Origin of the sequence: Glaciecola sp. KUL10, from assembly GCF_003203515.1 — a bacterium.
Lineage (GTDB): Bacteria > Pseudomonadota > Gammaproteobacteria > Enterobacterales > Alteromonadaceae > Glaciecola.
Map to the genome: position 1 here is coordinate 237,651 of NZ_BGNG01000001.1, position 25,875 is coordinate 263,525.

A 25,875-nucleotide genomic window follows, 5' to 3' on the forward strand; every position below is an offset into this window, starting at 1 on the left:
GCGCGAATAGGAAATAGTAAATTTACGCGCGCGTATGTACGCGAAACCACCGTGACCACCGTGACCACCGTGACCACCCTAGAAAATACGTGACCTGTAGCGGTCACACTGAGTGGTCATGGTCACACTGAAATGCTTAATCAGGGTCAAAAAAGCCTTCAGGCGGGTAATAAAAAGATGGTCTTTTTCCTTGTATTCGTTTTTTTTCTTTGTAAATCCAAAGCGCGTCATGATTAAACCCACTCTTTTTTGCTCGGGCGGTCGCATTGAATGAGTATCCATTTCTAGAGCATCTCTCATTATTTCAGCCATAGAGTACTCGTTAGCCTTGTGCCGTTTTAACCAGTCATAAATAACACCTTCCCACACGTCAGAATCAAAGCGTTCTTCTTGCTGGGAATTGAACAAATGCTCATGTTCAGCATTTGGCCACCATTGCATACCTTGTTTATACCAATCCAAGGCCTCCGCCCATATCTGGTCTTTATCATCCTTAAGCGCTTGCAAGTCTATTTTTGTACAGGTAACAGGCCAATAGCGCCGGTTGCCTGTTGAATCTTTGAGGTACTGATTTTGGTTGGTGGTACCGACAAACACACATTGCCTGGGGAACTCTTGCACCAGTCGACCATACGAAGGTCGGTACCTGTCAGTTCGTGAGCCGAAGAACTGTTTGGCCCGTGTATTTTCTGCTTTATTGAATGAATCCAACTCGGCAAGCTCAATACACCACATGCCTTGCATTTGTTGAAATGAATCTTTATCACCCAAAGCCATAGGTGTGTCGGTAAAAAACTTATCAAACAACACTTGCAGCATTGTAGATTTACCTAAGCCTTGAAGGCCCTCAAGAATAAGCACTGAATCCACCTTTACAGGTGGCTGCATTATCCTTGCAATAGCAGAGATCAAAAACAAACCTCCCACTAGCTTTGTATAATCGGATGACTCAACACCCAAATAAGTTGTTAGCCAATCTCTTATTCTGGGCGTTTTATCCCATTCTAAAGAATGCAGATATTCCTTTACCGGGTGAAATGCGTTTTCTTCTGCATGTACTAACACTGCGCCCATTACATCATTGACTTTAGGTGTAAAACCGTAAGTTTCAGCCAAGTAAATCCGCATTCGTTCATTGTCAGAATCAGTCCACTCACCTATCTTCGCGCACTTAAAAGGCGGTAATTTGCGTTTGATTATCCGATAGCTAAAGTCACAATATTGCAGTACACCACTGAACTCAGGCGCATTATCAAGCACTAACTTAACGTTACTGATATTGGCTAATATATTGCCATTGCCTGCCGTTTGGAATAATGACGTCCACTGTTTGCTTGCCCCCATTTCACGCTGTCGCGCGGTGCCAGTTTCTGATTGATTGTTGCTATCGCAATCATTAGCAGCTGGATAATTATCATAGGCTGCTTTTAATTGCCGCCTAACTTCTTTAATTCCATACGTGACATGTAAATCATTAAAATCTGACAATCCTTTACTAGCCATTATGCAACATCCGCCATTTGTTCAAATTGAGGAGTAACTGCTATCCCACCGACACTGTTCGCTGCTTGATTGCCATAAAAAACACCAGGATTGTCTTTTGGGTTTTCAGGTGACTGATTTTCGTGACAGTCATTGTCATTAATGATGATGTGTTTTTTATCGGGGTATTTTTCTTTAAATAATTGAGCCACTTTATTTAGGTTTCCTGCATCAAAACCAATCACACAAAACCATTTCATAGCAGCATACACACTTGCACAAGTTGCATAACCTTCGCCTGTTGCGATCACATCAGAGTCAGATACTTTACCAATAAAAAAGAAGCATCCAGATTTTCGACCATGTTTTAAAAACAACTTGGTACCCGTTTTATTGATGATCTGCAATTGCCAAAGCTTTTTGTTGATGTCGTACAAAGGAATAGCAAGCTCTGAGCGCTTAATGTGTAAAAATGAAAATGCCCGTTCCTCTTTAACTGTTGGTAAATTATTAAAAAAAGCTTTAATTTTTTCGGGTTGCTCGATTATCTCAGTTGTCATATTGTCATGCATAACAGCAACAATGCTTGTTCTAAAGGCTTTCAATCCATGACTAGAGACTTTCTTTTGCGTGAGATATTGATTTGATTTGATGTCAATCGTGTAATCATTCCAAAGTGTTGTTGCTAGCTTTGATATGACCTTATGCCATTTGCGTTTTTTAGCCAAAGCAGTTGCTTGTTCTTTTTCTCGTTGCTTCGCTCGCTTTTGACTTTCCAGCGCTAGTGATTTTCGTTCTTCATCTGAAAGTTTTTTACCTTCGTAACCGTTATCTATTGCTAGTTTAAATACTGTTTTAATGGTTGTACTTCCAGCAGCGTCAATGTTATCCCAAGTCGCTTTAAAATTACTTTTGTTAAAAGTGCTTCCTTTTTTACTCCAATCTTCGCAAACAGAAAAAGCACCGTCACCAAATTCACTTTTAACGCCCATTAACACCCTAACCCATTCTTCTCGGGCTAAATCAGCAGAGATAAATGATAAGGCCTCTTCAACGCTTTCAATAGACGGAGGATCATAATCGCGAGACATGTTTACTTCCTTTTTGTATATAAGAAATTAGGCTGCTTTTGCTGAGGGTGGAAAGACATCATCTATCTGACAATCAACACCTAACTCTTTGATCAATTCATATATTTTAATCGCATCATTCACATTAGGTTGGCGAGCATTATTTTCATAATTACTGTATGTTGCTTGCAGAAAGTTAAGCTTTTTAGCGAACTCTATTTGTTTTAAACCAGTCTTTTTTCTAAACTCTTTAATGTTATTCATATTATTTAATTTCATTTTGACATATTTAAATAATAGCAGTATGAAATAATTTATCAACAAATCTAGTTCCTTTTTAATGACAAATATTTATGAAAGCGGGTTCCTCAACAAAAAGATGCATATTTATCTATTAATATTTGGTTTATTAAATTTCAATTTGTGTATTTTAATGTAAATACTATATACTTTACGTATAGAAACATTTTTACTAACGTCTATTTGCTATTGGTTTTAACCTAGCAAAAACAAACGGTGATATATGAATTCATTCGGCGATCGCATCAAAAGAATAAGAAAATTAGCAGACATGACGCAGGGGAAACTTGCAGATAAAATTGGCGTCGCTCAGTCTACAGTTGGCAACTGGGAACGCTCCAAAAGAACGCCCACACTAGACGATTTGGTTGCAGTCAATGATGCCTGCAAAGAAACCGTCGGTGATAGCTTAATATTTTTAATGACTGGCCAAGATTTGGAAACATTTAAACATTCAAGACCGAGCACAAGTGACATTATTAAAAAGAAAGATTTGTTTAGTATTTTTGAGAAATGGTTAATGAGCGCTCAATTTGTTGGCTCAATCGAATGTAATAGTTCAATTTCAGATTTGGTTAATTCATTTAGAAGCACGGTTATTCGGGAGAACGAAGAGACAACAAAAAAGCCAGAAAAAGCAATTGATGCAATTGCTTAAACTGGCTTTGTTTTCAATTTTAACAAGCGTCTTTAAACTTCTTTTTCCTTAAAACCGTCACGTTATCAGGCAATTCAGTCGGCAACTCAGTAACGTACTCCAGTGAATCCAGGTGTTCAACAATTTTCTTGTGAAGCTCCTTTTGTCTTTTTAGCTTTATATCCATTGGGTCACTCGACTTATAAAGTTTCATATACTCTTCTAAAAGCTTAGTACTCATCTGTTCGTTTATGCTACTCGTATAAACGGTCCTAAAAATACCAAGCTTCACAAAAGCAAAACCCATTATCACTAAACTTCCCAACAAACACGCAAGCAATATATCCATAATTACAACTCCCTTTTGCGTATGGCGTTTTTAGTCTCCAAGAACAATCCTGATATGATGAAAATTAACATAAAACTATTAAGGAAAGGAATAGAAATTGAGTAAATATTACCAAATACATTAGATTCCAATATGAACCGGCCTATATATTGAACTACTTGAAACAACGCCAAGGCCACTAGAATTAACGCTACAATGTGACAATGCATGGTCGGTTTTAATTTAACTTTCATATTAAGAAAATAGATCATAAAGACAGCGAATAAGTCAGTAACAGCGTAAAAGACATACCAACCCCTAACAGCTACTTCTCCAATTACTCCTTCATAATATGGTGACTCAAATAGCTTCAGCATTAGTAAGTTAAAAACTATATGCAAGAAGTTACAGCAAGCAACAACTGTAACCCCAATAATAAATGAAGACCTATTCTGAAAATACAATGATAAAGACAGCGCCATTAAAAGCGCTATAAGACTGTTTCCCTGAATAAAATATAATATTTCATAGAGATTCATAAGTTGCCCTTAGTTTGTTTTTTTTGGATCAGGTGGTTCAGTTCCACCGCCATTTCCATTTGTTGTTATTGGTCCTTTTTCTTCCACTCCTCCAAAAGAACATATTTTTGGAAAGGCAGCACACCACTTATCTATCAGCTCGTTGTTATCAAGCTCCGTGTTTTCATTTGAAAATGCTTGAGTAGACAACGCTAAAGAGATTGATATTGCCAATAAACTTTTTTTAGTTCTAAACGCTTTTTTCATTGATTTACCTTAGTCATATTAAGTGCATATAAACTATACATATTGAAGTAAATTATTTCAATTACTTATTTTTTATTTCATTACGTGTTGCATTTGTTCATTTATTGGTTATTATTATTTCATACTGAATCTTTTGATAGATTAAAGGTAACTGAAATGACAAAAGTATTTTTACATCCAGCATTAAATAAGAAAGCAAATATTCAAATCTCAGAAAAGATTAGACAGGCATCAAAACATAGCCATTTAGTTCTTGTTAAATCGAATAAAAATGTAACTTTCTTTCCGCCTGATTTTCCACCAACAGCTGCTTAAGGATTGAATCATGGGTAATGACATTCAAATGGATTTATCGACTCTAAAACTACGTTGCTCACTGTTAAATAGAAAGCTAGCAAGTGAAGAATTACAAGTTTGGGAGTCTGGAACGCAATGGTGTGTGCTTTATTTTGTGAAAAAAGCTGACTTTGAAGTGATTAGCATATTAGGCGTCAATCTTAATGCAAAACGAGACCGCTGCTTAACCAAAGCATGGCTTAGCTTCATAGAAAACTCTTATGCGCCTGCTTTAGAAAAGCAAGCCGCTTAAATACCAGTAATAAAAACCAACTTTAAAAGGAAAAACGAATGACCGACGTCATGATCGACATTGAAACACTCGGAAGCGGCAATGATGCGTGTATTGTATCTATAGCAGCTGTCGTGTTTAACCCCAACACAAGTGAACTGTCAGCTAACTTCTATAATGCAATTGACCCTGTTGATGCTCAACAGTATGGAACAATTGATGCTGGTACCGTTCAGTGGTGGTTAAAGCAGTCTAATGAAGCTCGTGCAGAGCTCAATAATAAAAAAGCAATTCCACTAAAAGATGCTTTGGTGAACTTGCAAGACTTTCTTGCTTTATACAGTGATTATCGTACTCGTTTGATATGGGGCAATGGCGCCACATTTGATCCTATTATCTTAGAGAATGCCTTCAAGCAAACAAAGATCACCTGTCCTTGGAAGTTTTTTAACGTGCGTGATGTCCGCACAATCGTGGATTTAGGGCGCCGTTGTTTCGGTATCGACCCTAAAAAAACAATTAAAGCAGAGGGTAATGCTCACAACGCACTTGATGATGCTCGTCATCAAGCTCTTTATGTATCTGATGTTTATCAACACATGCGCTTTGCTTCATTGGCTAGCGAAAAACAACTTATTACTAAACAAGGAAACTCATGAGTAATCAACCTAATACAACTGCAGCATTGCAGACACTCGAAGAACTAGACGGTGGTGCTTTTTTAAGTCGCTTTACTGCAGTTATACGCGAAGTAGCTTCTGGTATTCACAAAACAGATAAGCCTGGTGAAATAACAGTAAAGCTTAAAATTAAGCCTAACAACAAAACCAGTCAGCACGGTTGTGGTACCAAAGTCGATATTGAGAGCAAGCTGCAGTTCGTTAAGCCAACAGCCATTGGTAAAGCGAGTGAAGAAGGCACAACTGTTACTCAAATGTGGATAAACAAAGACTTGACGATGACCGCGCTTGCAAAGGCTCAAGATGACTTGTTTACCAACTCAAAAATCACATCAATTAAGGAATAGACATGCAAAAAGATGCACTTGAGTTCATTGCAGCTCAACAGACAACAGATATTTTGAATGATGAGCTTAAACAAAAGGCTATGCACTTAGCTCACCAAGTGGTTGCTGTACCTGATAATTTTAATATCAAAAGTTTAGAGAGTTTAAGCCATTATCGTGCACAATTTAGAGGTGAATTAAACACTAATTCATTAACTTCTTTTGTCCAATATTGTAAAGACAATGCGGGTGTTAATGATTATATGGATGACGCTAATCAGATATGCATTAACCCTGACAAAATGTCAGCTCAAGCAATCTTTGATTTATATGTGGGTGATATGCCTGGTCATTGCAATCATTTAGCAACACTTGCATTGCAGAGAACTGGCGCCTACTCAAATTTATTACATTTTGGCGGAAATAGACACGACCAAACAGCGTTCTCTGACTTCCTTGAAGACTGGCAAGACTATATAACCACAACCAATTCTGCCGGTGAGCACTTATCTATTGCTAATGCTGTCGCAGCAGCACGAAGTATCACTTTAGAAAAAGCCCGTGAAATATCTTCTGAGATTGGTGATTTTGACAATAGCGCATCTGTCATGGAACGCTCGTCAGCAAAAAATAGCGACCGTTTGCCGGCATTCATTGCTTTTAAATGCATCCCATACAATGGACTTAAAGAGCGTGAATTTATCATGAAAGTGTCAATTAACACTGGCGGTGTAGAGCCTCGGTTTAGTGTTCGTATCGTCGGAATAGATGTTGTTAAAGAAGAAATCACTGATGAATTTAAAAGCCTTTTAGAAGAGCAAGTTAAAGCGCTGCCAGTTTCAATTTATGTTGGCACCTTTCGTTTTTAGTGTTGATAACACAGTGCAGGTAAAACCTGTACTGAATTATGAGCATTAACCTTAACCTAAACATGGTGATCAAGATGGCTGTTAAAAAACCAGATGTAGATATTGCATTAGCTGCATTAGTTAAGCATGCGAGACCAGGTCAAACACTTTCAATCAGAGAAATAGCTGAAGTTTGTGGTTGTAATACTGCCCTACTCACTAATATCGAACGCAGTGCGCGAAGGAAAGCATTAAAGATTTGTGAAAGAAAAGGTATGGCTGATTTTCTGCAAGAAGAACATTCAATTGCTATTAATGCAGTTGATTTGTTGAGTGGTATTTAGTCATGAATAATATTCAATCAGCAACAGTGTATCGCATGACCAATAGAGAGAATCAGGTGTATGGCATGCTGATTGATTCTCGTAGAATTTCAGAGATAGCTAGCGCACTGGGCATAACAGAACGAACGGTTAAGTTTCATATTTCGAATATCTACAAGAATACAAAGACATCAAATAGAGCTCAAATTCTAGCTAAGCATTATCTTGGTAATGTATCTGTTCCATTTAACTTGTTGAGTGAGCGAGAAGCCGAAGTTTGTACCTTTTTGTTTTTGGGTGAAACAAAGCTTGAAATAGCTAACAAGTTATTTATATCAGGACCCACTGTAAAATTTCATATCCGGAATATTTACAAAAAGCTATCTGTTCGCAATAGAGCTGAATTATTTAAAGCTTGTTTGTGCAAAACTAAGGTGGCTGCATAACATGAATCGATTACAGAATGGTTTGTTCAGAGAGCTTATCGTTGACAACTTTGCTGGCGGCGGCGGTGCAAGCCAAGGGATTTACGAAGCGACAGGTATGCATGTTGATATTGCTATCAATCATGATCAAGATGCCATTGATATGCACGAAATAAATCACCCAGGTACAAAACATTTTTGCGAATCAGTATGGGACGTCAACCCCAAAGAGATTGTTAATGGACAACCGGTGTCTATTGCTTGGTTTTCTCCTGATTGCAAACATTTTTCAAAGGCTAAGGGCAGTAAGCCGGTTAATAAATCCATAAGAGGATTAGCATGGATTGCCCTTCGTTGGGCTGCCGTTGTTAAACCAAGAGTTATCATGCTTGAAAATGTAGAAGAGTTTAAGACTTGGGGGCCAGTATTAGAGAATGGGTATCCTTGCCCAAAAGGTAAAGGTAAAACTTTCGCGTCATTTATCAAGCAACTCAAAAAGCAAGGCTATGAAGTAGAGTTTAAAGAGTTGGTCTCGTCTGACTATGGAGTACCAACTAAAAGAAAGCGTTTTTTCATGATTGCTAGGCGTGATGGTAAAAAAATTGTTTGGCCCAAAGCTACCCATGGCGATCCAAAATCTAAAGGCTTTGCAGCTAAGCGCTTAAAGCCAAACAGAACTGCGGCTGAATGTATTGATTGGTCGATACCAGTTACATCAATTTTTAATAGAAAAAAAGCGCTCGTTGAAAACACAATGAGTCGAATCGCAAAAGGCGTTTTTCGTTATGTGATTAACAATCCAGAGCCTTTTGTCGTCGAAAACTGTGCGCCTTTTATTACAGAGCATGCTAATAGTTCTAATCAGCGAAACATGCCAATAAATGAACCTTTAAGGACGATAACATCAACGCCTAAAGGGGGAAGTTTTGCATTGGTATCACCTGTACTAACTAAATATTACGGTGCAAAGAATGAACACGAATTTAGAGGTCACGGTGTTGAGCAACCATTGCACACCTTAACGACCAGTAATCGATACGGATTAGTCTTGGCATTTTTAAGTAAGTATTACACCGGTGTTGTTGGTGATTCTCTAGAAAACCCTTTACCAACAGTAACGGCGATAGATCATAACGCGCTGGTTGCTAGTCACCTAATTAAGCTAAGAAATGGCGAAATCGGTACAAGTCTTAATGAGCCTCTTCATACAATCACAGCCGGCGGTAACCACCACGGCATTGTTAACGCGTTTTTATTGAAGTACTACGGCAATGAAAAAGACGGATGTTCAATCACTTCTCCAATGCCAACCATAACAACAAAAGATCGATTAGGTCTAGTTATGGTGAAAGGTGAGCCCTATCAAATAGCAGACATTGGCATGCGCATGCTTCAACCTAAAGAACTGTTCAAAGCACAAGGCTTTCCAGACTCCTATGTAATTGACAAAGACAAGCAAGGAAAACCTATCAGTAAAGCTAAACAAGTAGCGCGCTGCGGTAACTCGGTACCGCCAATGTTTGCAAAAGTGCTAGTGGAGGCGAATTTACCAGAATTAGCTTTGCATAACATTCAAGTTTCAAGGAGTCGTGCAGCATGAGCTTAATATCAATGCCTTTGGCTTGCATTAGTTGTGATCATTATAACCATATTGGTTGGCGAGCTGACGAACAAAGCCCTTACAAAGAAAACTATTCAAGTAGGAGCAAAAATAGAACTCAGTATGGAAACTGCAGCAAACATAACTGCCAAGTATTTGGTACTCAGGTATGTAGTTCACATCAGTTTTGCGACAAGACAATGAAAGTGCATGTGGTTGTTAATCGAAAAGATGCTTTAGAAAGCATTCAGGAATCATTAATTTAAAGGCGAATGATATGAGTTACATAGACAAAAAAAAGCTAATAGAAAGAGTGAAGAGCTTTATCCATATTTCTCGCGAAATCGAAAAATTAGAGCTTAAACAGGGAAACATGGCGAGTCTTCGTTATCAAGAAGGTGTTACTAGAGGTTTGAAAAACGCTTTAAAATTGATTGAGTTAGACGATTTGTTAATTCATAACCCTGAGTCAATTTAAGGAGCAAAGCGAATGAGTATAATTTTAAAATACACGTTAAATGTAAGTGTATTATCAGTTTTAAGAATACCTGAAGGCTCTAAGCTATTAGATGTAAATTTTCAGCATGACGAGCTTCAAGCATGGGTTTTACAGCCTGATAACTATCAAACTAAAAAACATTGTCGCTAGTAGCCTATACAACAGGTTCTAGTTTTTACGCTGACAATCTTAAATATTTTAAAACATGCATGACTAGCGATGATGCATTTGTATGCCATGTTTTTACAAGGGATCAAAACTAATGAAAAGGAACTTAACCAGAGCTGTCTTAAGCTGCTCTGCTATCACAATTTTTATTATATTTTTAGCTATTGAGGTAGCTCTATCATGACTATGGTAAAAAATGACCTTTTAACGATTGTAGAAATTCAAGAACTGACTGGTGCAAAAAGCCCGTCTAAGCAAATTGAAGTACTTCGTAAAAATAAAATAAATCATATTGTTCGTTTGGATGGTTCCGTTCGCGTGTGCTGGCACCACGTTCATCATCCAAATGTAAATAAAACTGATGAGCTTGATATTGATTGGGATGCAGCATAATGAGACGTAACAAAGAAGATGCTTGGATGCCAGCAAGAGTTTACCGTGGCAAATCTGCTTATGAATTTCATCCAAAAAACGGCGGGGCCATTCGTCTTTGCAGTTTAAATGCGGCTAAATGGGAAGTACTAAAGGCACATGAAGATCAATTGAATAAGCTCGATAGCAAGAATTCATTGGCAGCGCTTATAAATGAATTTTTTGAATCTGCTGACTTTGCAGATTTAGCCAAAACAACCCAAAGTGATTACCAAAAATACAGTCGTAAAATTATCGCTGTATTTGGCAAAGCCAACCCTAGCCAATTAAAACCGCCTCACATACGTAAATACATGGATAAGCGCGGTGTCAAATCGAAGGTACAAGCAAACAGAGAGAAAACCTTCTTATCACGTGTTTATAGATGGGCATACGAACGCGGCATTGTGACATCAAATCCTTGCCAGGGTGTAAAGCAGTTCAAAGAGGTCGGACGCGATAAATATATAGAGGATTGGGAGTACGAAGCTGTTTACAAGTGCGCAGCCAAACATATAAGAGTCGCTATGGAAATTAGCTATTTATGCGCAGCTCGTAAAGGTGATGTGCTTGCTATGGATTGGGGCCAGATTGGAGATGAAGGTATTTACATCAAGCAAGGCAAAACCAATGTTAAACAAATAAAGCTTTGGACTCCTCGGCTTCGTAAAGCCATAGCAATGGCAAAAGAATTACGCGACAGCAATATTATTAGTCGGTGGGTGATTTGCCAAACAAACGGCAAAAATTACACAGACAATGGTTTTAATGCTGGATGGAGAAAAGCGATCCTTGATGCTCGTAAAGAAACGGGTATGGAATTAGCGTTTACATTCCATGATATCAAAGCCAAATCGATATCAGATTATGAAGGCTCTACAAAAGACAAACAAAACTTTTCAGGTCATAAGACCGAGCGTCAAGTTGCTACATATGATCGCAAAATCAAGCGTGTTGAGACTCTTGGTGTTAGGAAAAGCGTTAGGAAATGTTAGGAAAGATGAAGAAACCATTTTTTACTACAAATCAAAATCGTTGCAAGTTATTGATTTATAAAAATAAAAAATGGTGCCCGGGGCCGGACTTGAACCGGCACGTCATTACTGACGAGGGATTTTAAATCCCTTGTGTCTACCAATTTCACCACCCGGGCACATGTTTGCAAGCTTTATGGAGGCGGAACCCGGAGTCGAACCGAGATCCACGGATTTGCAATCCGCTGCATAGCCATTCTGCCATTCCGCCGCAATTAGCTTAAGCTTTCAGTCATCTTTCTGGTGAAGAAAGATTGGAGCGGGAAACGAGATTCGAACTCGCGACCCCGACCTTGGCAAGGTCGTGCTCTACCAGCTGAGCTATTCCCGCTCTGAAAGTGACGTGCATTCTACATGCAAAACTAAAGGTGTCAACATCAAAAATAGGTCAATTTAACCGTTTAGTCAAAATTTGAACACATCACGCGTTTTTTCAACAGTTTAGCTAATTTTTAAGCGTGTTAGTTCTTAATGCTGCCCATGCAGAGCGAGTATATTCTAGCATTGACCATGCTGATAGAACCGCAGCTATATACAAAAGTATGTATCCAAGCGTTACCCAATAAATTGTGACGCCCATAAATGTTTCTAAACCAGATAACAGCCCAATTAGTGCTAGCATCTGAGTCATCGTTTTTGCCTTTCCTAAGAAAGATACCTTCACACTGCTACTAAGTCCTTTTTGGCTCATCCATTCTCGAAGCGCCGATACATAAATTTCCCGCATTAATAAAAGTATCGCTGGAATGGTAATCCAAACATCAGCATAACGGTGTGTAATCATCAATAGCGCTGCTGCTACAATAAGTTTATCTGCTACGGGATCCAAAAACGCACCAAATTCACTAGACTGTTTTAACTTTCTCGCAAGATAACCGTCAAACCAGTCAGTGATTGCAGCAAACCAAAAAATAAAAGCACCCAACTCATTTGCCCATCGCCAATCAAGAAAATAAACGATGACAAACACAGGAATGAGTAAAACTCGAAATATTGTAATTAGATTAGGAATAGTCCACATGGCTTGGTATTACTACAACTTATAGGTTTGAAAACGGTGGTATAGTAACAGAAATAATCAACTTACGAATGCAAATAATCATAAATCGTATCTGCTAACTCAATACTTATTCCTGGCACTTTTGATATTTCCTCTTTGCTCGCCTTTTTTAAACCATGAAGACCACCAGTATGTTTTAACAGAGTTTGACGCCTTTTAGGTCCGATGCCGGGAATGCCCTCAAGTGTTGATGTTGTTTTTACTTTTTGTCTTCTATTTCGATGCCCGCCAATAGCAAATCGGTGTGATTCGTCTCTAATGTGTTGAACCAAGTGTAAACCGGGTGAATCGCTTTCTACCGGAACTGTTTCATACGAACCTGACAGAATAAGCGTTTCTAACCCAGGCTTTCGGCTTGTACCTTTCGCTACACCCACAAGCATTGGTTTTCGCTCTACCGGCCATGATTCAAAGTGTTTTTCTGCTTGAGATAACTGCCCTTTCCCACCATCGATAAACAAAATACTTGGGATTTTGGCGTCATCACTCCATGATTTATAACGCCTTGCAAGCGCTTGCCCCATTGCAGCGTAATCATCACCTGGAGTAATACCTTCTATGTTATATAGTCGATAATCAGATTTTAGCGGCCCATCTCTATTAAATACAACGCAAGAAGCGACAGTTTGTTGTCCAGAGGTATGACTTATATCGAAACACTCCATCCGTTTAATTGGCTCGTCTCGTTCAAGGATGGCTTCTAGTGCTAAATAACGAGCAAACATAGATTTTTGCTGGTTTTGTTGAGTTTCAAGGGCATTGTCCGCATTATTATTTGCAAGTTGCAAATAACGCCTTTTCTCATCTCTGACGCCTTCATAAAAATTCACTTTATATCCAGCTTCTTTACTCAAAAGCGCTTCTATATCAGGTTGTTCAGCAAGCTTTAGAGGTAAAACAATTTGCTTAGGAATCGACTTGTTTCCCGCCAAATAAAATTGAAGAATAAATGATTGAAACACTTCATTGGGCTCAAATCCTTTAGGCACTTTAGGAAAGAAAGACTTACTCCCAAGTAGTTGATTGTCACGTATAAACAACCCTTGAATACTGGCGATACCATTTCTAAACGCATAACCAAACACGTCTAATTCTTCTTGGGTATCTGAAACAAACTGTTGCTCTTGTATTTTCTTTAGCGCACTTATTTGGTCACGATATCTTGCTGCAGCTTCAAAATTAAGTGATTCGCTAGCCTGCTCCATTCGGACAATTAGTTTGTTAATCACTTCGGTATTTTTACCCTTCAAAAATAAAGAGGCTAATTTTACTTGTTCTGAGTATTCCTCATCTGAAACATGCCCTTTTACGCAAGGTGCGGCACACCTTTGCATTTGATACTGCAGACATGGCCTGGAGCGCGCTCTATAATAACTGTCTTCACACTGCCTGATTGGAAAAATCTTTTGCATGGTTCGGAGGCTCTCACGAACTGACCATGCACTTGGATAAGGGCCAAAGTATTGCCCCTTTAATTTTTTGCTACCCCTATGAAATGAAAGTCTAGGATGTTGATGGTCAGTTATCAAAATAAATGGGTAAGACTTATCATCCCGAAGTACTACGTTATAACGAGGACGATACTTTTTTATAAAATTGTTTTCTAATAAAAACGCTTCAGTTTCACTTGTAACTAAGGTTACATCGATATGCGCGATGTTGTTAACTAAGGTCTGTGTTTTAGTGTTGTCTAAGTTTTTTCTAAAATAACTGCTAACGCGTTTTTTTAAATTTTTAGCTTTGCCGACGTAAATTACTTCTCGTTTATCATTATACATCCGATAAACGCCGGGAGAGGTACTGAGGTTCTTAAGGAAGTGATCAGAATCGAACACTTCGTTTTCATTTTTGTCCATTAAGCGCTTGATTGAATAAGCTTATGTCTTAATGCTAAATGCGTTAGTTCAACATCACTTTGTATGCCAAGTTTTTCAAACATTCGATATCTATAGGTATTAACAGTTTTGGGGCTAATGTTTAGATTTTCCGCAATATCAGGCACTCTAACGCCTCGTGTCAGCATAAGAGTTATTTCTAGTTCTCTATCTGACAGTGATTCAAATGGATTTTCAGAATTCATATCCAGTTGACCTAACGCTATCATTTGAGCGATATCAGGCGCAACATACTTTTGACCAGAGTGTACCTTATAAATAGCATTCACCATTTCTTCAGGTTCAGCATCTTTTGTTAGGAAACCATATGCTCCCGCTTGCATTATTTTAGTCGGAATAGGGTTTTCTTTGTGCATTGATAAACACAGTACTTTTGTGCTGTAACAATAACGCATGATTTTTCTGGTTGCCTCTAAACCACCGATGCCAGGCATGCTAACGTCCATCATTACAACGTCGGGTTGGTTCTTGCGACAGAAGTCAACCGCATCTTCACCACTGCCCACAGATGCTATTACTTCAAAATCTCTAACATCCTTTAAAATTCGACTGATCCCTGTCCTTACGAGTTCATGGTCATCAACCAATAAAATCTTGATCACGTAGGTGCCTCAATAAATCTAACTACTTGTTGCACATGGAGTGTACAAACTAAAACGACATTCCATCGGGATTTCCGATCTTAGCCACGGATAACATTCGGCATCGAAAGATGCGCTTTGTTACTTTATCGATTTGAACGATACTGAACTTTGCCTTAAATGCCAAGCAAATTATAAGAGGTATAAGGCGATTCTATTACGAAATGGCTGAATTGAACGTAAGAAAAAAGCCCGGTTAGCAATTGCTAATCGGGCTTTAGTAATGTGGCGGAGAGTGAGGGATTCGAACCCCCGGAAGGTGTGACCCTTCGTCTGATTTCAAGTCAGGTGCATTCAACCGGACTCTGCCAACTCTCCTTAAGTGGGGCGCATATTAATGATACCGAGCATGCTTGTAAACCCCTTAATGCGAAAAAATTGCTTAAATTGAACTGAACGCCCATTTTTTCGGCACTTTACAATTGGATGGATTATTTTTAGTCGATAGTACTTGAAAAATGGAACTAAACACCATAAAACTACACTAAGTAATACCCTAGTGTTTTACTCAATTATTTTTTTATACTGGAGTTTTAATCATGGAAAATCGTTCGGTGTATTCTGCTAGTCAGAGTTCTGCTATCGAAATCCCTAAAGTTTTACGCAACACTTACATGTTGTTAGCTATGACCCTTGCTTTTAGTGCAGTGACTGCGTTTGTTTCTTTTGCGCTTGGACCAGAGGTGATTGGGCGCGGCACAGCGTTGATTATGATGCTTGCTGCTTTCGGTACACTGTTCATTTTGCATAAAAAAGCAAACAGCTCTGCAGGCATTGGTTTAGTATTTTTATTCACTGGTTTATTGGGGGCTTCTTTAGGCCCAACATTATCAATGTACGTCGCTGCCGGTGCGGGTGGTTTAATATTCCAAGCGCTAGGTATGACAGCTTTGATTTTCTTTACTCTGAGTGCTTATGTATTAGTGACGAAGAAAGATTTTAGCTTCTTAGGCGGATTCTTGATGATTGGTTTGGTGTTTGCGATTGTAGCAAGCCTTATCATGTTATTTGTTCCTAGCATGGCTGGTTACCTTGCAATCAATGCGGTTATCGTCTTCTTGATGTCTGGTTTTATCTTGTATGACACAAGTCGCATTGTGAACGGCGGTGAGACAAACTATATTCTTGCGACAGTTTCGCTATACTTAAACATATACAATTTGTTTACGTCTTTGCTTGCACTTTTAAATCTTGCTGGCGATGACTAAAACCAAAAACAACGGTTAAGTTTAAAAACACCCCGTTAAGGGGTGTTTTTGTTTATATGAAATCATTTTCTCTTTTTGTTAGTTCACCCCCCACACTCTCACATCAATGTGCGGATGCCCTTTTATTTGCCAAACAAGTTATTCAATCTGGTCATCAATTACGGCAAGTGTTTTTTTATTCTGAAGCTGTGACAATTGCAATGACGCAACATCAAGCGAACAACTCGACTTTTAATCTTCACAAAGAGTGGAAAGAATTTGCTGAAGAGCAAGCATTAATCCTGAAAGTGTGCGTAACAGCTTCTTTAAAGCGAGGTGTGCTTGGCAGTCATGAGGCTGAGTATGCTGATCAAGTGAGTAATCTATCCACTCCTTTTGAACAAGTCGGTATGGCTGATTATTTCGCAGTTTTAAAAGATGAACCAGACACCATTTCGGTACAGTTTTAATGAGCGAAATATTAATCGTATCAAGTCATACACCTTACTCTGGTTTACAGGCAGATGATGCTTTAGATGCTGCGCTTGCGGCAAGTAATGTCGGGTTACGCGTAAGCGTTTTATTTGAGAGCCACGGTGTCTTTCAGCTTCTGCTCGGTCAACAAACAGACGCAACCGTTAATCAGCTTACCGAAAAGCGAATTAAGGCTTTACCTATGTTCGATATAGAAGATATTTATTACTGCAAACAAAGCGCTGATCAACTTTTACCTGAAGAAAGTGCGCTTAGCACAATTGCAAAGCCCTTGGTAAACCAAACAGACATAGAGCGTTTAATAGATGCTCATCAACACGTATTGCGGTTTTAGTCATGATAGTTTTATTTAATAAAATCGATATTGAGCACTTTACGTCTTATTCACGAAAGCAAAATTCAACACTGGTATTATGCAATGAAGCAGTATTGATGGCCCTTTCATGCGCTTTGGAAGAAAACACCTTGATACTCGCTGATGACGCACTTCGATTGGGGTGCTATACGCAAATGCTAGACAAAGGCTTAGCGATAATCAATCGAGCTGAACTTGTAGAACTGCTCTTTGAACAGCAACCTTGTTTAACTATTAATTGAGGGGTATCAGCGTGAGTAACGTTTTGGAATTTAATGGTAAGCAAATAAACGTAGATAAAGCGGGCTACCTGTTAAATAGTGACGACTGGTCACCAGAGTTGGCTGAGCTTATCGCAGCTAAAAATGAGATCGAATTGACGGATGAGCGTTGGGAAGTCGTTAACTTTGTGCGCGAATTTTATATCGAATACGACACCAGCCCTGCAATTAGAGCATTGGTAAAAGCGATGTCAAACAAATATGGGCCTGAAAGAGGAAATAGCCGATATTTGTATCGACTATTTCCAAAAGGACCCGCTAAACAGGCTACTTTAATCGCAGGTTTACCAAAACCTGCTAAATGCCTTTAATCAGTTTAGTCTTGCGCAGAGATAAGCGTTTGACCGCCCATATAAGGTACTAATGCATCTGGTACCTTTATACTTCCGTCTGCCTGCTGATAGTTTTCTAGCACCGCCACTAGTGTTCTACCAACTGCAAGTCCAGAGCCGTTTAAAGTATGTACCAGTTCTGGCTTTTTCATGTCTTTCGTCTTATATCTAGCTTGCATTCTGCGCGCTTGAAAATCCCACATGTTTGAACATGAAGATATTTCTCTATAAGTATCTTGTGCAGGTAGCCAAACTTCTAAGTCGTAAGTCTTGCATGACCCAAAGCCCATGTCACCCGTACACAATAGCACTTTACGATAAGCCAAATTTAGCTTTTGAAGCACTGTTTCTGCATGCTGAGTGATTTCTTCAAGTGCTTGCATAGAGTGCTCTGGATGTACAATTTGCACCATTTCAACTTTTTCAAACTGATGCTGTCTAATCAAGCCCTTAGTATCACGGCCATAAGACCCTGCTTCACTTCTAAAGCAAGGGGTATGAGCCGTTAGTTTAATTGGAAGATCCTGATCATTGATGATTTCGTCTCGAACGATGTTCGCTAACGGCACTTCAGCAGTCGGAATCAAGGACATTCCTTGGCCTTCCTCAGTGGCTGGCTTAGTATGGAATAGATCTTCTCCAAATTTAGGTAACTGCCCTGTTCCATACAAACTATCAGAGTTAACTAGGTACGGTACGTAGGTTTCTTCGTATCCATGCTCTTGAGTGTGCAAATCCAACATAAACTGTGCAAGTGCTCTGTGCATTTTCGCAATCGCACCACGCATTACGACAAAGCGCGAACCTGATAATTTAACAGCCGTCTTAAAATCTAGACCTTTTTTCAAAGCTTCGCCTAGATCAGCATGATCTTTAACTTCAAAATCAAAGCTTGGTGGTGTGCCCCATAGCAATATTTCTTTGTTATCGTTTTCGTCTTTGCCTTCAGGCACTTCGTCTGCTGGAATGTTTGGCGTTTCTTGATAAAAGATATTTAAAGCGTTCATTACATGCTCTAGTGATTCTTTTGCTTGAGTAAGCTGTTCACCTAAATCGCTGACTTCATCTAATAAAGGTTGTATATCCTCACCGGACGCTTTTGCTTTACCAATGGCTTTGGAACGTGTGTTACGCTCGTTTTGTAAGTCTTGAGTGGCCATTTGTAGTGCTTTGCGTTTTTCTTCTAACTCATTGTATGCAGTAACATCAAGCGAAAAGCCACGGCGTGCTAGTTTTGCAGCGGTTTCGTCGATATCACTTCTGAGTAAGCGAGGATCTAACATGGGAAAATTTATCCTTTAAATAGTTGTAGTGCTAACCAAAGTGCAAATACACAAAGGCTAACGTTAATTAATATATTGAGTATCGCTTTACCTAACTGACCTTGTTGTATCAATAAATATGTATCGAATGAAAAGGTAGAAAAGGTTGTTAACGCACCTAAAAGTCCAATTCCAACCATCGCTTTTAACCATGAATTGGAGTCTGAGTAATGTATAAATGAGTACAAAACACCCAGCGCAAATGAGCCAAGCACGTTAACGGCAAGAGTACCAAAGGGAAAGCCTTTTCCCAACCAATTTGTCGTGATTTGCACTAAATACCACCGAAGAGGTGCTCCAATTGCACCGCCAATGCAAATGGCTAAATAAGTTTGAAAAGGAGTCACGCATGTATCCTTACTTTTGTTGGTGTTGTTCGTCTAGTTGTCGTAAAAACGCCATTTTTTGACTGAGTGTCTTTTCAAAACCGCGCTCACTGGGCTGATAGTACTTGGTTTGTGACAATTCTTCAGGTAAATATTGCTCGCCTGCTGCGTATGCGTGTGTTTCGTTGTGCGCATAGCGATAATTTTTACCATGATTCATTTCTTTGGCTAGCGCTGTTGGTGCATTTCTTAGATGATTAGGTACGGCAAAGGCAGCGTTATTCTCCACATCCCTTTTTGCCGCCTTAAAAGCGTTATAAACCGCATTTGATTTTGGTGCGAGTGCACAATATATAACAGCTTGAGCAATGGCTCGCTCGCCTTCAGCTGCACCGACTCTGTTATAGATGTCCCAAGCGTTTAAGCATACTTGTAATGCTTTGGGATCTGCATTGCCTATATCTTCAGAAGCAATTGCCAGTAAACGTCTGGATATTGCTTGAATATCGCCCCCACTTTCAAGAAGACGAACAAACCAATAAAGGGCACCGTCAGGGCTAGAGCCGCGGACTGATTTATGAAATGCTGACAGTAAATCATAGTGCGCATCGCCATTTTTATCATAATTCAATGTTTTGACACCCATCGACATTGCGGCAATTTTTCGGGTAATCACATTATCGCTTGCCGAATCACTCGCAATTTCTAGACTCAAAAGCAACCTACGTGCATCCCCCTCAGAGTGAGAGATAAAAGACGCTTTAACGCCTTCTTCGAAGCTAATTTGAACAGATTTTTGTTGCTCAAGGTGCTGGGTTGCTTTTTCTAATAAATCGCCCAATTCTTGATCGCTTAGCGCGTTTAAAATAAACACTCGCATTCGTGACAGGAGTGCGCGATTAATTGAAAAGCTAGGATTCTCAGTCGTTGCACCGATTAATATGATTTTTCCACTTTCGACAAATGGCAAAAACGCGTCTTGCTGGGCTTTATTAAAGCGGTGTATTTCATCAACAAATACAATTTTTCGTTGGCTCAGCAAATCATCAGGGGCATCAACTGCCGCTCTGATATCTTTAACGCCGGAATTAATTGCGGATAAATAAATCAATTGCGCGTCTAGCTCGTGCTTTAGCACTTCTACAAGTGATGTTTTGCCGATACCAGGCGGTCCCCAAAGTAACATTGAGTAGCATTGCCCTTGCTCAACCATTTTTCGAATAGGCGCTTGATCACCCACTAGGTGTGTCTGCCCAACATAGTCTTTAAAACTGCGAGGGCGCAGAATACTCGCTAGGGGCTCAAATGCGGTAGAAGACATTTAACTAGGGCTGCGTTGATCATCTATGACGAAATAATCAGGCACGTCAACTTTAAAGGTATTTGGATTCATAGCTTGATTTACTTTTACACTGTCAAAAGCCAATTTGTTAACTTGCCCTTGGATATCGACAGACTCCAAAGAAACCAGCGTGTCTTGGCTAAACGTCAATAAAACAGAGCGAATATTACTTGTAGGATCAACACTTACTATCGCATATTGATTTTGAGTACTCGTTTGACTGACAGTCACTTGTTTCCATTGCTCTTCGTCATCACTGACCAGTAACATTAATGGATTATTTTGACCAATATCTTGCTGTTCGAAAATAGTTAACTGCTCTACGGCTGAATCAAGGTTAAATACACTTTTACCGTCCGCTACCAATACGGTTTCATCTGGAAATTGTGTTTCCCATCTCATTTGATTTGGTTTTGCCAACGAAATAAGTCCACTTGCAGACTGTAATAGATTGCCTTCGTTATCAATGATTTCTTGCTTAAACTCAGCTGAATAATTGCTTGTTTTTGCAAGGATATTTTGTAGCTTTTGTTTCACTGAAGCAGTGTTTGTGACCACTGCACTGGCTTCAAGCTGGGTCAATGCATGTGCTACGTTCACATTGAAAATAGTAAACAAACCAAAACAAGTAGTTAAGACATAAGCTGAACAGTTTTGTAATTTCATTTCTAATCCTTGGGCGGTGCTTGGGCCAACACTTCTCGATTTCCGTTATGCCCTGGTGAACTTACGACACCACTTTGTTCCATTTGTTCGACTAAGCGAGCTGCTCTATTGTAACCAATTCTGAATTTACGCTGTACACTAGACACCGATGCCTTGCGCGTTTGGGTCACAAAAGCAACGGCTTCATCGTAAAATGCATCAAATTCTTGGTCTTCATTTTCAGCTTGTTCACCGGGTAATAGAATCTCACCCGTTGATTCGCCATTTAAAATTTCGTCAATATATTGAGGTTCGCCCCTAGCTTTCCAATCTGCGACAACAGCATGAACCTCGTGATCATCAACAAATGCCCCGTGAACTCGCGTCGTGATGCTTGTGCCCGGCGGGTTATAAAGCATGTCCCCCATACCAAGTAATGACTCTGCGCCTTGTTGGTCAAGAATGGTACGAGAGTCTATTTTACTCGATACTTGAAATGCAATTCGAGTTGGAATATTTGCTTTAATAAGCCCTGTAATCACATCTACAGATGGACGCTGGGTTGCAAGAATAAGGTGTATGCCTGCAGCCCTAGCCTTTTGCGCAATTCGTGCAATTAACTCTTCTACCTTTTTGCCAACAATCATCATCATGTCAGCAAATTCATCGACTACGACAACAATCGAAGGCAATTTATCCAATTCAGGTGCACTGTCTTCCATGCTTTCTTCAGACTTCCAAAGTGGGTCCAAAATGGGTTCGCCACTCGCTTTTGCTTCTGCAATTTTCTTGTTGTAGCCCGCTAAATTACGAACGCCTAAGGCAGACATTAATCGATAACGCCTTTCCATTTCGCCCACACACCAGCGTAAAGCATTAGAAGCTTCTTTCATATCCGTAACGACTTCCGCAAGTAGGTGTGGAATGCCTTCATAGACAGAAAGCTCAAGCATTTTGGGGTCAATCATGATTAAGCGCACATCTTCGGGAGTGCTCTTGTATAACAGACTTAAAATCATGACGTTTACGCCGACAGATTTACCAGAACCTGTCGTACCTGCCACTAATAGATGTGGCATTTTGCCTAAATCAACCACGACAGGATTACCTGATATATCAGCCCCCAATACCATTGTTAGTGGAGATTTGGAATCTTGGAATTCGTTGGTACTGATTACTTCAGACAGTCGCACCATTTCACGATGCTTATTAGGTAGTTCTAAGCCAATGACAGATTTGCCGGGGATGACTTCAACAACACGCACCCGAGTCGCTAACATTGCTCGGGCTAAATCAACTGAAAGAGACGTGATTTTACTGACTTTCACACCTGGCGCTAACTCGAGTTCAAAACGTGTAATCACAGGGCCAGGCAATACATCTGTTACTTGCGCTTCGACGTTGAAATCTCGTAACTTCTCTTCTAGCAAGCGAGAAACTTGCTCTAATTCGTCTGGCGAAATGGGGTTTTTAACTTTGTCAGCCCGTTGTAATAAGTCAAAACTAGGCATCTCACCAATGACTTCTGGTTTATCAACTTGAGTGGCTCTGACCGCTTGCTCTACATCTTTTAAGTCATGGATCTTATCCGGTACTTTTGAAGCTTTTGACGATTCAGTATTTGCACGTTGTTGATTAACTTCAATCGTTGGCTTTTCGACGGGACTGGCGTTTAGGCTTTCATCTACTTCAAACACGGTATCAGGAATCGTAAAAGCTTGAGTTTCTTTTAAACTCGAAGATGAAGTAGATTTTGGTGGCTCTGCGCGAAGGCTCGTAATATTGACTTTTTGTTTGCTAGCTTGCTCTGTTTCCGTATTGGATTGATCTTCTAATTTGTTACTTGAGAAATCAGGAAGTGAAAGTTGCTGAACTTTAATGGGTAATTTAGCGACGGCTTTAGCTTGAGTAATTGTAAAAGCGCCTAGGTTATCAATAATTGAAATCCAAGAAATGCCTGTAGATAGCGTAAATCCAGTGCAAAAGAAGCAAAGTAATAAGAGAACGGTCCCTACGAAGCTAAAATGAGGAACAAGTGCAGCGCCTATAATATCACCCATTGCACCGCCAGCCGATACTGAGTAGAAATCATCAAAGTTCATACTCGCCAAACCGGTAAACCCAAAGACTAATAGCAAAGCGCCAATGATGCGAAGTGAGATCGTGAGAAAATCTAATTGCTTCGGGTTTCTGATATGTAAGAAAATATACCAACCACAAAAAGCTAGTACGAACGGCACTGTGTATGCCGTTATACCGAAGGTAAACAAAAATATATCAGCAACCCATGCGCCAATTGGGCCCATTAAATTGCTAACTTCATTATTTAAGCCTGCTTGGCTCCAGCCCGGATCACTTGGATGGAAAGTAGCCAATGCTATGAGCAAAAAGAAAGCGCAGGTGCATGACAGCATGATCCCCACTTCCATTATTCGCTGTGTACCGGATAATCGCGCCATATCCCCTACATTTTCTCTTTAAGAATTATTAAGCCGAACTATTATTATATTTTTAGGCTTGTTTTTATTGTTATTTATATTGTTATTTATTTGGGTCTACAAGTTGTTTGCTTATTAGTTGTGCTATCTAGCGTTTAAGCCTCTGTATCACTATACAATAACACAATCGACGTAAAGGAACATAGTCGCTATTGCTGTCGTGCCCTAGAATTAAACTGCACTAAACTGAATAAAATCAACATTGAATCAAAAACCGATTCGTTACTTTTCGCTAATTTTTATAGCGTTGCTGTGTTTGACTTCTTCCATTACGACATAGGTTCTTGATTCACTTACTCCAGGCAACCTTAGTAGTGTATCGCCTAATAGTTTTCGATAACTAGACATATCAGCAACACGTGCTTTTAATAAAAAATCAAAATTACCAGAAACTAAGTGACACTCTTGAATATCATCTTGGTCTTGCACTGCCGCAGAAAATTCTGCAAAGATATCAACAGAGGTTTTACTCAAGGTAATTTCTACAAACACTAGCATAGCTGCACCTAGCATTTCAGGGTTAAGTAGTGCGACATAACCTTTGATATAACCCTGCTGCTCTAACCTCTTTACTCTTTCAAGGCAGGGGCTAGGGCTTAGTCCAACTTGTTGTGACAATTCAACATTTGATATCTTTCCATTTCTTTGAAGCGCAATCAGTATTTTTCTATCTAATCGATCGATGTGTTTCGGGGTTTTTACAAGCATATTAAATTCTTCAAAATACGTATTAAGCAATATATTAATTCGTTTCAAAGAAATCTTCAGTATTTTTGTTTGTTAAAATTAGATTAAACTTTGCGCATAAAATAACGACGGAAAATAATTATGCTTATTGGTGTACCAAAAGAAATAAAAAATCACGAATACAGAGTTGGCTTAACCCCTGCCGCAGTTCAAGAGTTTGTTAATCACGGTCATAGCGTTGTGGTTGAAACTAATGCAGGCACGTCTATTGGCTTTACCGACGAGTTATACATTAATGCTGGTGCTAGCATTGCTAGTTCAGCAGAAGAAGTATTTGCTCAAGCCGAGATGATTGTGAAAGTAAAAGAGCCTCAAGCTAATGAATGTAGAATGTTGCGCGAAGGTCAGACTTTATATACTTATTTACACCTTGCACCTGATCCGCAGCAAACTAAACTCTTAGTTGAGTCTGGCGCGACGTGTATTGCTTATGAAACCGTGACCGATAATAGAGGCACCCTTCCACTGTTGGCCCCAATGAGCGAAGTTGCAGGTCGTATGTCAATTCAAGCAGGTGCGCATTACCTAGAAAAAGCAAATGGCGGCAGCGGCACATTATTAGGTGGAGTGCCAGGTGTAGCACCGGGTAAGGTACTGATTATTGGTGGCGGTGTCGTGGGTGTTAACGCAGCGAAGATGGCAATGGGACTTGGCGCCGATGTGACCATACTGGATCGCTCGTTAAATCGTTTGCGTGAACTAGATGATATATTTGAAGGGCGACTTGCGACTGTATTTTCTACCTCTGAAGCGATTGATTATTACTCATCAAGAGCTGATTTGGTCGTTGGAGCAGTATTGATCCCAGGCGCAGCAGCACCAAAACTACTCACGCGTGAACATATTAAAAATATGAAACCCGGTTCTGTCTTAGTTGATGTAGCAATTGATCAAGGTGGATGTTTTGAGACTTCACAAGCAACCACGCATCAAGATCCTGTTTATATTATTGATGATGTTGTGCACTATTGCGTGGCTAATATGCCAGGCGGTGTAGCCAGAACTTCAACAATGGCATTAAACAATGCAACGCTTCCTTTTGGCTTAGCTTTAGCTAACAAAGGACCTAAACAAGCCATGCTTGATGATGAACACTTGTTAAACGGATTGAACGTGCATAAAGGCTTGGTAACTTACAAGGCCGTTGTCGATGCTTTGGGTGACGAACTTAATCTTACTTACATGCCAGCGAGACAGGCAATAGAAAAGTAAGAAAGGATTAAAGATTGTTTGATTAAGCGCCAATGACTTTTGTTGTTGGCGCT

At 39.6% G+C, this 25,875-nt stretch carries 33 protein-coding genes and 4 tRNA genes; 19 read left to right on the plus strand and 18 right to left on the minus strand.

All coding sequences use genetic code 11. The features are described from left to right. Window positions 1-78: 78 nt before the first annotated feature. Genes KUL10_RS01090 through KUL10_RS01100 form a run of 3 tightly spaced genes read right to left on the minus strand, consistent with a single transcriptional unit; the run spans window position 79 to window position 2,816 of the window. Window positions 79-1,503: a virulence-associated E family protein gene (locus KUL10_RS01090; protein ID WP_110427069.1), complete on the minus strand. Its 1,425-nt coding sequence runs from the start codon at window positions 1,501-1,503 to the stop codon at window positions 79-81. Continuing rightward, window positions 1,503-2,573 (minus strand): PriCT-2 domain-containing protein, encoded by a 1,071-nt coding sequence (locus KUL10_RS01095; protein WP_110427070.1) that lies wholly within the window; start codon window positions 2,571-2,573, stop codon window positions 1,503-1,505. The genes KUL10_RS01090 and KUL10_RS01095 overlap by 1 nt, the downstream gene beginning before the upstream one ends. A 27-nt stretch (window positions 2,574-2,600) precedes the next feature. Further along, entirely contained in the window at window positions 2,601-2,816 is a 216-nt protein-coding gene (locus tag KUL10_RS01100; RefSeq protein WP_158525292.1) for a helix-turn-helix transcriptional regulator, read from the minus strand. A 259-nt stretch (window positions 2,817-3,075) separates the two neighbouring features. Between KUL10_RS01100 and KUL10_RS01105 the strand changes: the two genes are divergently transcribed. After that, entirely contained in the window at window positions 3,076-3,510 is a 435-nt protein-coding gene (locus tag KUL10_RS01105) for a helix-turn-helix domain-containing protein (protein WP_110427072.1), read from the plus strand. Between the two features lie 19 nt (window positions 3,511-3,529). Here the strand turns inward: KUL10_RS01105 and KUL10_RS01110 are convergent, their stop codons facing one another. Beyond that, window positions 3,530-3,838 (minus strand): hypothetical protein, encoded by a 309-nt coding sequence (locus KUL10_RS01110; protein ID WP_110427073.1) that lies wholly within the window; start codon window positions 3,836-3,838, stop codon window positions 3,530-3,532. 527 nt (window positions 3,839-4,365) lie between these two features. After that, a complete protein-coding gene (locus tag KUL10_RS01120; protein ID WP_110427075.1) occupies window positions 4,366-4,602 on the minus strand; it encodes a hypothetical protein in 237 nt (78 codons plus the stop codon). A 156-nt stretch (window positions 4,603-4,758) separates the two neighbouring features. On the opposite strand from KUL10_RS01120, the gene KUL10_RS18580 reads away from it, so the two are divergent. The 12 genes from KUL10_RS18580 to KUL10_RS01175 all read left to right on the plus strand — a co-directional run bounded on the left by KUL10_RS18580 (window position 4,759) and on the right by KUL10_RS01175 (window position 11,445). Then, complete coding sequence (locus KUL10_RS18580; RefSeq protein WP_158525293.1) at window positions 4,759-4,917, plus strand: hypothetical protein; 159 nt, start codon at window positions 4,759-4,761, stop codon at window positions 4,915-4,917. Window positions 4,918-4,927: 10 nt separating this feature from the next. Then, window positions 4,928-5,191 carry a hypothetical protein gene (locus tag KUL10_RS01125; protein ID WP_110427076.1) on the plus strand — a complete coding sequence of 88 codons (264 nt, stop codon included), beginning with the start codon at window positions 4,928-4,930 and terminating at the stop codon, window positions 5,189-5,191. A 38-nt stretch (window positions 5,192-5,229) separates the two neighbouring features. After that, window positions 5,230-5,829 carry a 3'-5' exonuclease gene (locus KUL10_RS01130; RefSeq protein ID WP_110427077.1) on the plus strand — a complete coding sequence of 200 codons (600 nt, stop codon included), beginning with the start codon at window positions 5,230-5,232 and terminating at the stop codon, window positions 5,827-5,829. Continuing rightward, the gene (locus KUL10_RS01135; RefSeq protein ID WP_110427078.1) at window positions 5,826-6,197 is read left to right on the plus strand and encodes a hypothetical protein; all 372 of its coding nucleotides are present in this window, start codon (window positions 5,826-5,828) and stop codon (window positions 6,195-6,197) included. The genes KUL10_RS01130 and KUL10_RS01135 overlap by 4 nt, the downstream gene beginning before the upstream one ends. A 2-nt stretch (window positions 6,198-6,199) precedes the next feature. Then, entirely contained in the window at window positions 6,200-7,045 is an 846-nt protein-coding gene (locus KUL10_RS01140) for a DUF2303 family protein (protein WP_110427079.1), read from the plus strand. A gap of 74 nt (window positions 7,046-7,119) precedes the next feature. Continuing rightward, window positions 7,120-7,368 carry a hypothetical protein gene (locus tag KUL10_RS01145; protein ID WP_110427080.1) on the plus strand — a complete coding sequence of 83 codons (249 nt, stop codon included), beginning with the start codon at window positions 7,120-7,122 and terminating at the stop codon, window positions 7,366-7,368. Window positions 7,369-7,370: 2 nt separating this feature from the next. Further along, entirely contained in the window at window positions 7,371-7,793 is a 423-nt protein-coding gene (locus tag KUL10_RS01150) for a helix-turn-helix transcriptional regulator (RefSeq protein ID WP_110427081.1), read from the plus strand. Window position 7,794: 1 nt separating this feature from the next. After that, complete coding sequence (locus KUL10_RS01155; RefSeq protein WP_110427082.1) at window positions 7,795-9,372, plus strand: DNA cytosine methyltransferase; 1,578 nt, start codon at window positions 7,795-7,797, stop codon at window positions 9,370-9,372. Then, window positions 9,369-9,638 carry a hypothetical protein gene (locus tag KUL10_RS01160; protein WP_110427083.1) on the plus strand — a complete coding sequence of 90 codons (270 nt, stop codon included), beginning with the start codon at window positions 9,369-9,371 and terminating at the stop codon, window positions 9,636-9,638. Before KUL10_RS01155 ends, KUL10_RS01160 begins: the two co-directional genes overlap by 4 nt. Before the next feature lie 11 nt (window positions 9,639-9,649). After that, a complete protein-coding gene (locus KUL10_RS01165) occupies window positions 9,650-9,850 on the plus strand; it encodes a hypothetical protein (protein ID WP_110427084.1) in 201 nt (66 codons plus the stop codon). 369 nt (window positions 9,851-10,219) lie between these two features. After that, the gene (locus KUL10_RS01170; RefSeq protein WP_110427085.1) at window positions 10,220-10,432 is read left to right on the plus strand and encodes a DUF4224 domain-containing protein; all 213 of its coding nucleotides are present in this window, start codon (window positions 10,220-10,222) and stop codon (window positions 10,430-10,432) included. Next, complete coding sequence (locus KUL10_RS01175; RefSeq protein ID WP_199509169.1) at window positions 10,432-11,445, plus strand: tyrosine-type recombinase/integrase; 1,014 nt, start codon at window positions 10,432-10,434, stop codon at window positions 11,443-11,445. The genes KUL10_RS01170 and KUL10_RS01175 overlap by 1 nt, the downstream gene beginning before the upstream one ends. A 71-nt stretch (window positions 11,446-11,516) precedes the next feature. Here KUL10_RS01175 and KUL10_RS01180 read toward each other — a convergent pair. From KUL10_RS01180 to KUL10_RS01210, 7 genes are all read right to left on the minus strand, one after another. Next, window positions 11,517-11,603 (minus strand) — tRNA-Leu (locus tag KUL10_RS01180). Window positions 11,604-11,621: 18 nt separating this feature from the next. After that, a tRNA-Cys gene (locus KUL10_RS01185) sits at window positions 11,622-11,695 on the minus strand. A 44-nt stretch (window positions 11,696-11,739) separates the two neighbouring features. Then, a tRNA-Gly gene (locus KUL10_RS01190) sits at window positions 11,740-11,815 on the minus strand. 114 nt (window positions 11,816-11,929) lie between these two features. Further along, the gene (gene pgsA / locus KUL10_RS01195; protein WP_110427086.1) at window positions 11,930-12,505 is read right to left on the minus strand and encodes a CDP-diacylglycerol--glycerol-3-phosphate 3-phosphatidyltransferase; all 576 of its coding nucleotides are present in this window, start codon (window positions 12,503-12,505) and stop codon (window positions 11,930-11,932) included. Between the two features lie 62 nt (window positions 12,506-12,567). Then, window positions 12,568-14,400 (minus strand): excinuclease ABC subunit UvrC, encoded by a 1,833-nt coding sequence (uvrC, locus tag KUL10_RS01200; protein ID WP_110427087.1) that lies wholly within the window; start codon window positions 14,398-14,400, stop codon window positions 12,568-12,570. Next, on the minus strand, window positions 14,400-15,041 hold the full coding sequence (gene uvrY, locus KUL10_RS01205; protein ID WP_110427088.1) for a UvrY/SirA/GacA family response regulator transcription factor: 642 nt from the start codon (window positions 15,039-15,041) through the stop codon (window positions 14,400-14,402). Before uvrY ends, uvrC begins: the two co-directional genes overlap by 1 nt. A 265-nt stretch (window positions 15,042-15,306) precedes the next feature. After that, window positions 15,307-15,398 (minus strand) — tRNA-Ser (locus KUL10_RS01210). 221 nt (window positions 15,399-15,619) lie between these two features. Between KUL10_RS01210 and KUL10_RS01215 the strand changes: the two genes are divergently transcribed. The 5 genes from KUL10_RS01215 to KUL10_RS01235 are packed head-to-tail and all read left to right on the plus strand — an operon-like array spanning window position 15,620 to window position 17,709. Continuing rightward, window positions 15,620-16,288, plus strand: coding sequence for a Bax inhibitor-1/YccA family protein (locus tag KUL10_RS01215; RefSeq protein ID WP_110427089.1), 669 nt, complete (start codon window positions 15,620-15,622; stop codon window positions 16,286-16,288). Window positions 16,289-16,344: 56 nt separating this feature from the next. Further along, window positions 16,345-16,737 carry a sulfurtransferase complex subunit TusD gene (tusD, locus tag KUL10_RS01220; protein ID WP_110427090.1) on the plus strand — a complete coding sequence of 131 codons (393 nt, stop codon included), beginning with the start codon at window positions 16,345-16,347 and terminating at the stop codon, window positions 16,735-16,737. Continuing rightward, the gene (gene tusC, locus KUL10_RS01225) at window positions 16,737-17,096 is read left to right on the plus strand and encodes a sulfurtransferase complex subunit TusC (RefSeq protein ID WP_110427091.1); all 360 of its coding nucleotides are present in this window, start codon (window positions 16,737-16,739) and stop codon (window positions 17,094-17,096) included. The genes tusD and tusC overlap by 1 nt, the downstream gene beginning before the upstream one ends. Window positions 17,097-17,098: 2 nt before the next feature. Continuing rightward, window positions 17,099-17,359, plus strand: coding sequence for a hypothetical protein (locus tag KUL10_RS01230; protein ID WP_110427092.1), 261 nt, complete (start codon window positions 17,099-17,101; stop codon window positions 17,357-17,359). An 11-nt stretch (window positions 17,360-17,370) separates the two neighbouring features. After that, a complete protein-coding gene (locus KUL10_RS01235; RefSeq protein ID WP_110427093.1) occupies window positions 17,371-17,709 on the plus strand; it encodes a TusE/DsrC/DsvC family sulfur relay protein in 339 nt (112 codons plus the stop codon). Window positions 17,710-17,714: 5 nt separating this feature from the next. On the opposite strand, the gene serS is transcribed toward KUL10_RS01235, so the two are convergent. The 6 genes from serS to lrp all read right to left on the minus strand — a co-directional run bounded on the left by serS (window position 17,715) and on the right by lrp (window position 24,571). Then, window positions 17,715-19,013, minus strand: a complete 1,299-nt coding sequence (serS, locus tag KUL10_RS01240; protein ID WP_110427094.1) for a serine--tRNA ligase — start codon at window positions 19,011-19,013, stop codon at window positions 17,715-17,717. Between the two features lie 8 nt (window positions 19,014-19,021). Continuing rightward, on the minus strand, window positions 19,022-19,399 hold the full coding sequence (gene crcB / locus KUL10_RS01245) for a fluoride efflux transporter CrcB (RefSeq protein ID WP_110427095.1): 378 nt from the start codon (window positions 19,397-19,399) through the stop codon (window positions 19,022-19,024). Window positions 19,400-19,409: 10 nt separating this feature from the next. Beyond that, window positions 19,410-20,699 (minus strand): replication-associated recombination protein A, encoded by a 1,290-nt coding sequence (locus KUL10_RS01250; RefSeq protein WP_110427096.1) that lies wholly within the window; start codon window positions 20,697-20,699, stop codon window positions 19,410-19,412. Further along, the gene (lolA, locus tag KUL10_RS01255) at window positions 20,700-21,386 is read right to left on the minus strand and encodes an outer membrane lipoprotein chaperone LolA (RefSeq protein ID WP_110427097.1); all 687 of its coding nucleotides are present in this window, start codon (window positions 21,384-21,386) and stop codon (window positions 20,700-20,702) included. A gap of 2 nt (window positions 21,387-21,388) precedes the next feature. Further along, window positions 21,389-23,824, minus strand: coding sequence for a DNA translocase FtsK (locus KUL10_RS18980; RefSeq protein ID WP_110427098.1), 2,436 nt, complete (start codon window positions 23,822-23,824; stop codon window positions 21,389-21,391). Between the two features lie 261 nt (window positions 23,825-24,085). Then, complete coding sequence (lrp, locus tag KUL10_RS01265; protein ID WP_110427571.1) at window positions 24,086-24,571, minus strand: leucine-responsive transcriptional regulator Lrp; 486 nt, start codon at window positions 24,569-24,571, stop codon at window positions 24,086-24,088. 120 nt (window positions 24,572-24,691) lie between these two features. Here lrp and ald point away from each other — a divergent pair, with 120 nt between their 5' ends. Then, window positions 24,692-25,822 (plus strand): alanine dehydrogenase, encoded by a 1,131-nt coding sequence (gene ald / locus KUL10_RS01270; RefSeq protein WP_110427099.1) that lies wholly within the window; start codon window positions 24,692-24,694, stop codon window positions 25,820-25,822. Window positions 25,823-25,875: the final 53 nt, after the last annotated feature.

Bases quoted from the DNA above. Each gene is read 5' to 3' on its own strand.
- KUL10_RS01090 (WP_110427069.1), bottom strand. From the start codon at position 1,503: ATGGCTAGTAAAGGATTGTCAGATTTTAATGATTTACATGTCACGTAT.
- KUL10_RS01095 (WP_110427070.1), bottom strand. From the start codon at position 2,573: ATGTCTCGCGATTATGATCCTCCGTCTATTGAAAGCGTTGAAGAGGCC.
- KUL10_RS01100 (WP_158525292.1), bottom strand. From the start codon at position 2,816: ATGAATAACATTAAAGAGTTTAGAAAAAAGACTGGTTTAAAACAAATA.
- KUL10_RS01105 (WP_110427072.1), top strand. From the start codon at position 3,076: ATGAATTCATTCGGCGATCGCATCAAAAGAATAAGAAAATTAGCAGAC.
- KUL10_RS01110 (WP_110427073.1), bottom strand. From the start codon at position 3,838: ATGGATATATTGCTTGCGTGTTTGTTGGGAAGTTTAGTGATAATGGGT.
- KUL10_RS01120 (WP_110427075.1), bottom strand. From the start codon at position 4,602: ATGAAAAAAGCGTTTAGAACTAAAAAAAGTTTATTGGCAATATCAATC.
- KUL10_RS18580 (WP_158525293.1), top strand. From the start codon at position 4,759: ATGACAAAAGTATTTTTACATCCAGCATTAAATAAGAAAGCAAATATT.
- KUL10_RS01125 (WP_110427076.1), top strand. From the start codon at position 4,928: ATGGGTAATGACATTCAAATGGATTTATCGACTCTAAAACTACGTTGC.
- KUL10_RS01130 (WP_110427077.1), top strand. From the start codon at position 5,230: ATGACCGACGTCATGATCGACATTGAAACACTCGGAAGCGGCAATGAT.
- KUL10_RS01135 (WP_110427078.1), top strand. From the start codon at position 5,826: ATGAGTAATCAACCTAATACAACTGCAGCATTGCAGACACTCGAAGAA.
- KUL10_RS01140 (WP_110427079.1), top strand. From the start codon at position 6,200: ATGCAAAAAGATGCACTTGAGTTCATTGCAGCTCAACAGACAACAGAT.
- KUL10_RS01145 (WP_110427080.1), top strand. From the start codon at position 7,120: ATGGCTGTTAAAAAACCAGATGTAGATATTGCATTAGCTGCATTAGTT.
- KUL10_RS01150 (WP_110427081.1), top strand. From the start codon at position 7,371: ATGAATAATATTCAATCAGCAACAGTGTATCGCATGACCAATAGAGAG.
- KUL10_RS01155 (WP_110427082.1), top strand. From the start codon at position 7,795: ATGAATCGATTACAGAATGGTTTGTTCAGAGAGCTTATCGTTGACAAC.
- KUL10_RS01160 (WP_110427083.1), top strand. From the start codon at position 9,369: ATGAGCTTAATATCAATGCCTTTGGCTTGCATTAGTTGTGATCATTAT.
- KUL10_RS01165 (WP_110427084.1), top strand. From the start codon at position 9,650: ATGAGTTACATAGACAAAAAAAAGCTAATAGAAAGAGTGAAGAGCTTT.
- KUL10_RS01170 (WP_110427085.1), top strand. From the start codon at position 10,220: ATGACTATGGTAAAAAATGACCTTTTAACGATTGTAGAAATTCAAGAA.
- KUL10_RS01175 (WP_199509169.1), top strand. From the start codon at position 10,432: ATGAGACGTAACAAAGAAGATGCTTGGATGCCAGCAAGAGTTTACCGT.
- pgsA (WP_110427086.1), bottom strand. From the start codon at position 12,505: ATGTGGACTATTCCTAATCTAATTACAATATTTCGAGTTTTACTCATT.
- uvrC (WP_110427087.1), bottom strand. From the start codon at position 14,400: ATGGACAAAAATGAAAACGAAGTGTTCGATTCTGATCACTTCCTTAAG.
- KUL10_RS01215 (WP_110427089.1), top strand. From the start codon at position 15,620: ATGGAAAATCGTTCGGTGTATTCTGCTAGTCAGAGTTCTGCTATCGAA.
- tusD (WP_110427090.1), top strand. From the start codon at position 16,345: ATGAAATCATTTTCTCTTTTTGTTAGTTCACCCCCCACACTCTCACAT.
- tusC (WP_110427091.1), top strand. From the start codon at position 16,737: ATGAGCGAAATATTAATCGTATCAAGTCATACACCTTACTCTGGTTTA.
- KUL10_RS01230 (WP_110427092.1), top strand. From the start codon at position 17,099: ATGATAGTTTTATTTAATAAAATCGATATTGAGCACTTTACGTCTTAT.
- serS (WP_110427094.1), bottom strand. From the start codon at position 19,013: ATGTTAGATCCTCGCTTACTCAGAAGTGATATCGACGAAACCGCTGCA.
- KUL10_RS01250 (WP_110427096.1), bottom strand. From the start codon at position 20,699: ATGTCTTCTACCGCATTTGAGCCCCTAGCGAGTATTCTGCGCCCTCGC.
- lolA (WP_110427097.1), bottom strand. From the start codon at position 21,386: ATGAAATTACAAAACTGTTCAGCTTATGTCTTAACTACTTGTTTTGGT.
- KUL10_RS18980 (WP_110427098.1), bottom strand. From the start codon at position 23,824: ATGGCGCGATTATCCGGTACACAGCGAATAATGGAAGTGGGGATCATG.
- lrp (WP_110427571.1), bottom strand. From the start codon at position 24,571: ATGCTTGTAAAAACCCCGAAACACATCGATCGATTAGATAGAAAAATA.
- ald (WP_110427099.1), top strand. From the start codon at position 24,692: ATGCTTATTGGTGTACCAAAAGAAATAAAAAATCACGAATACAGAGTT.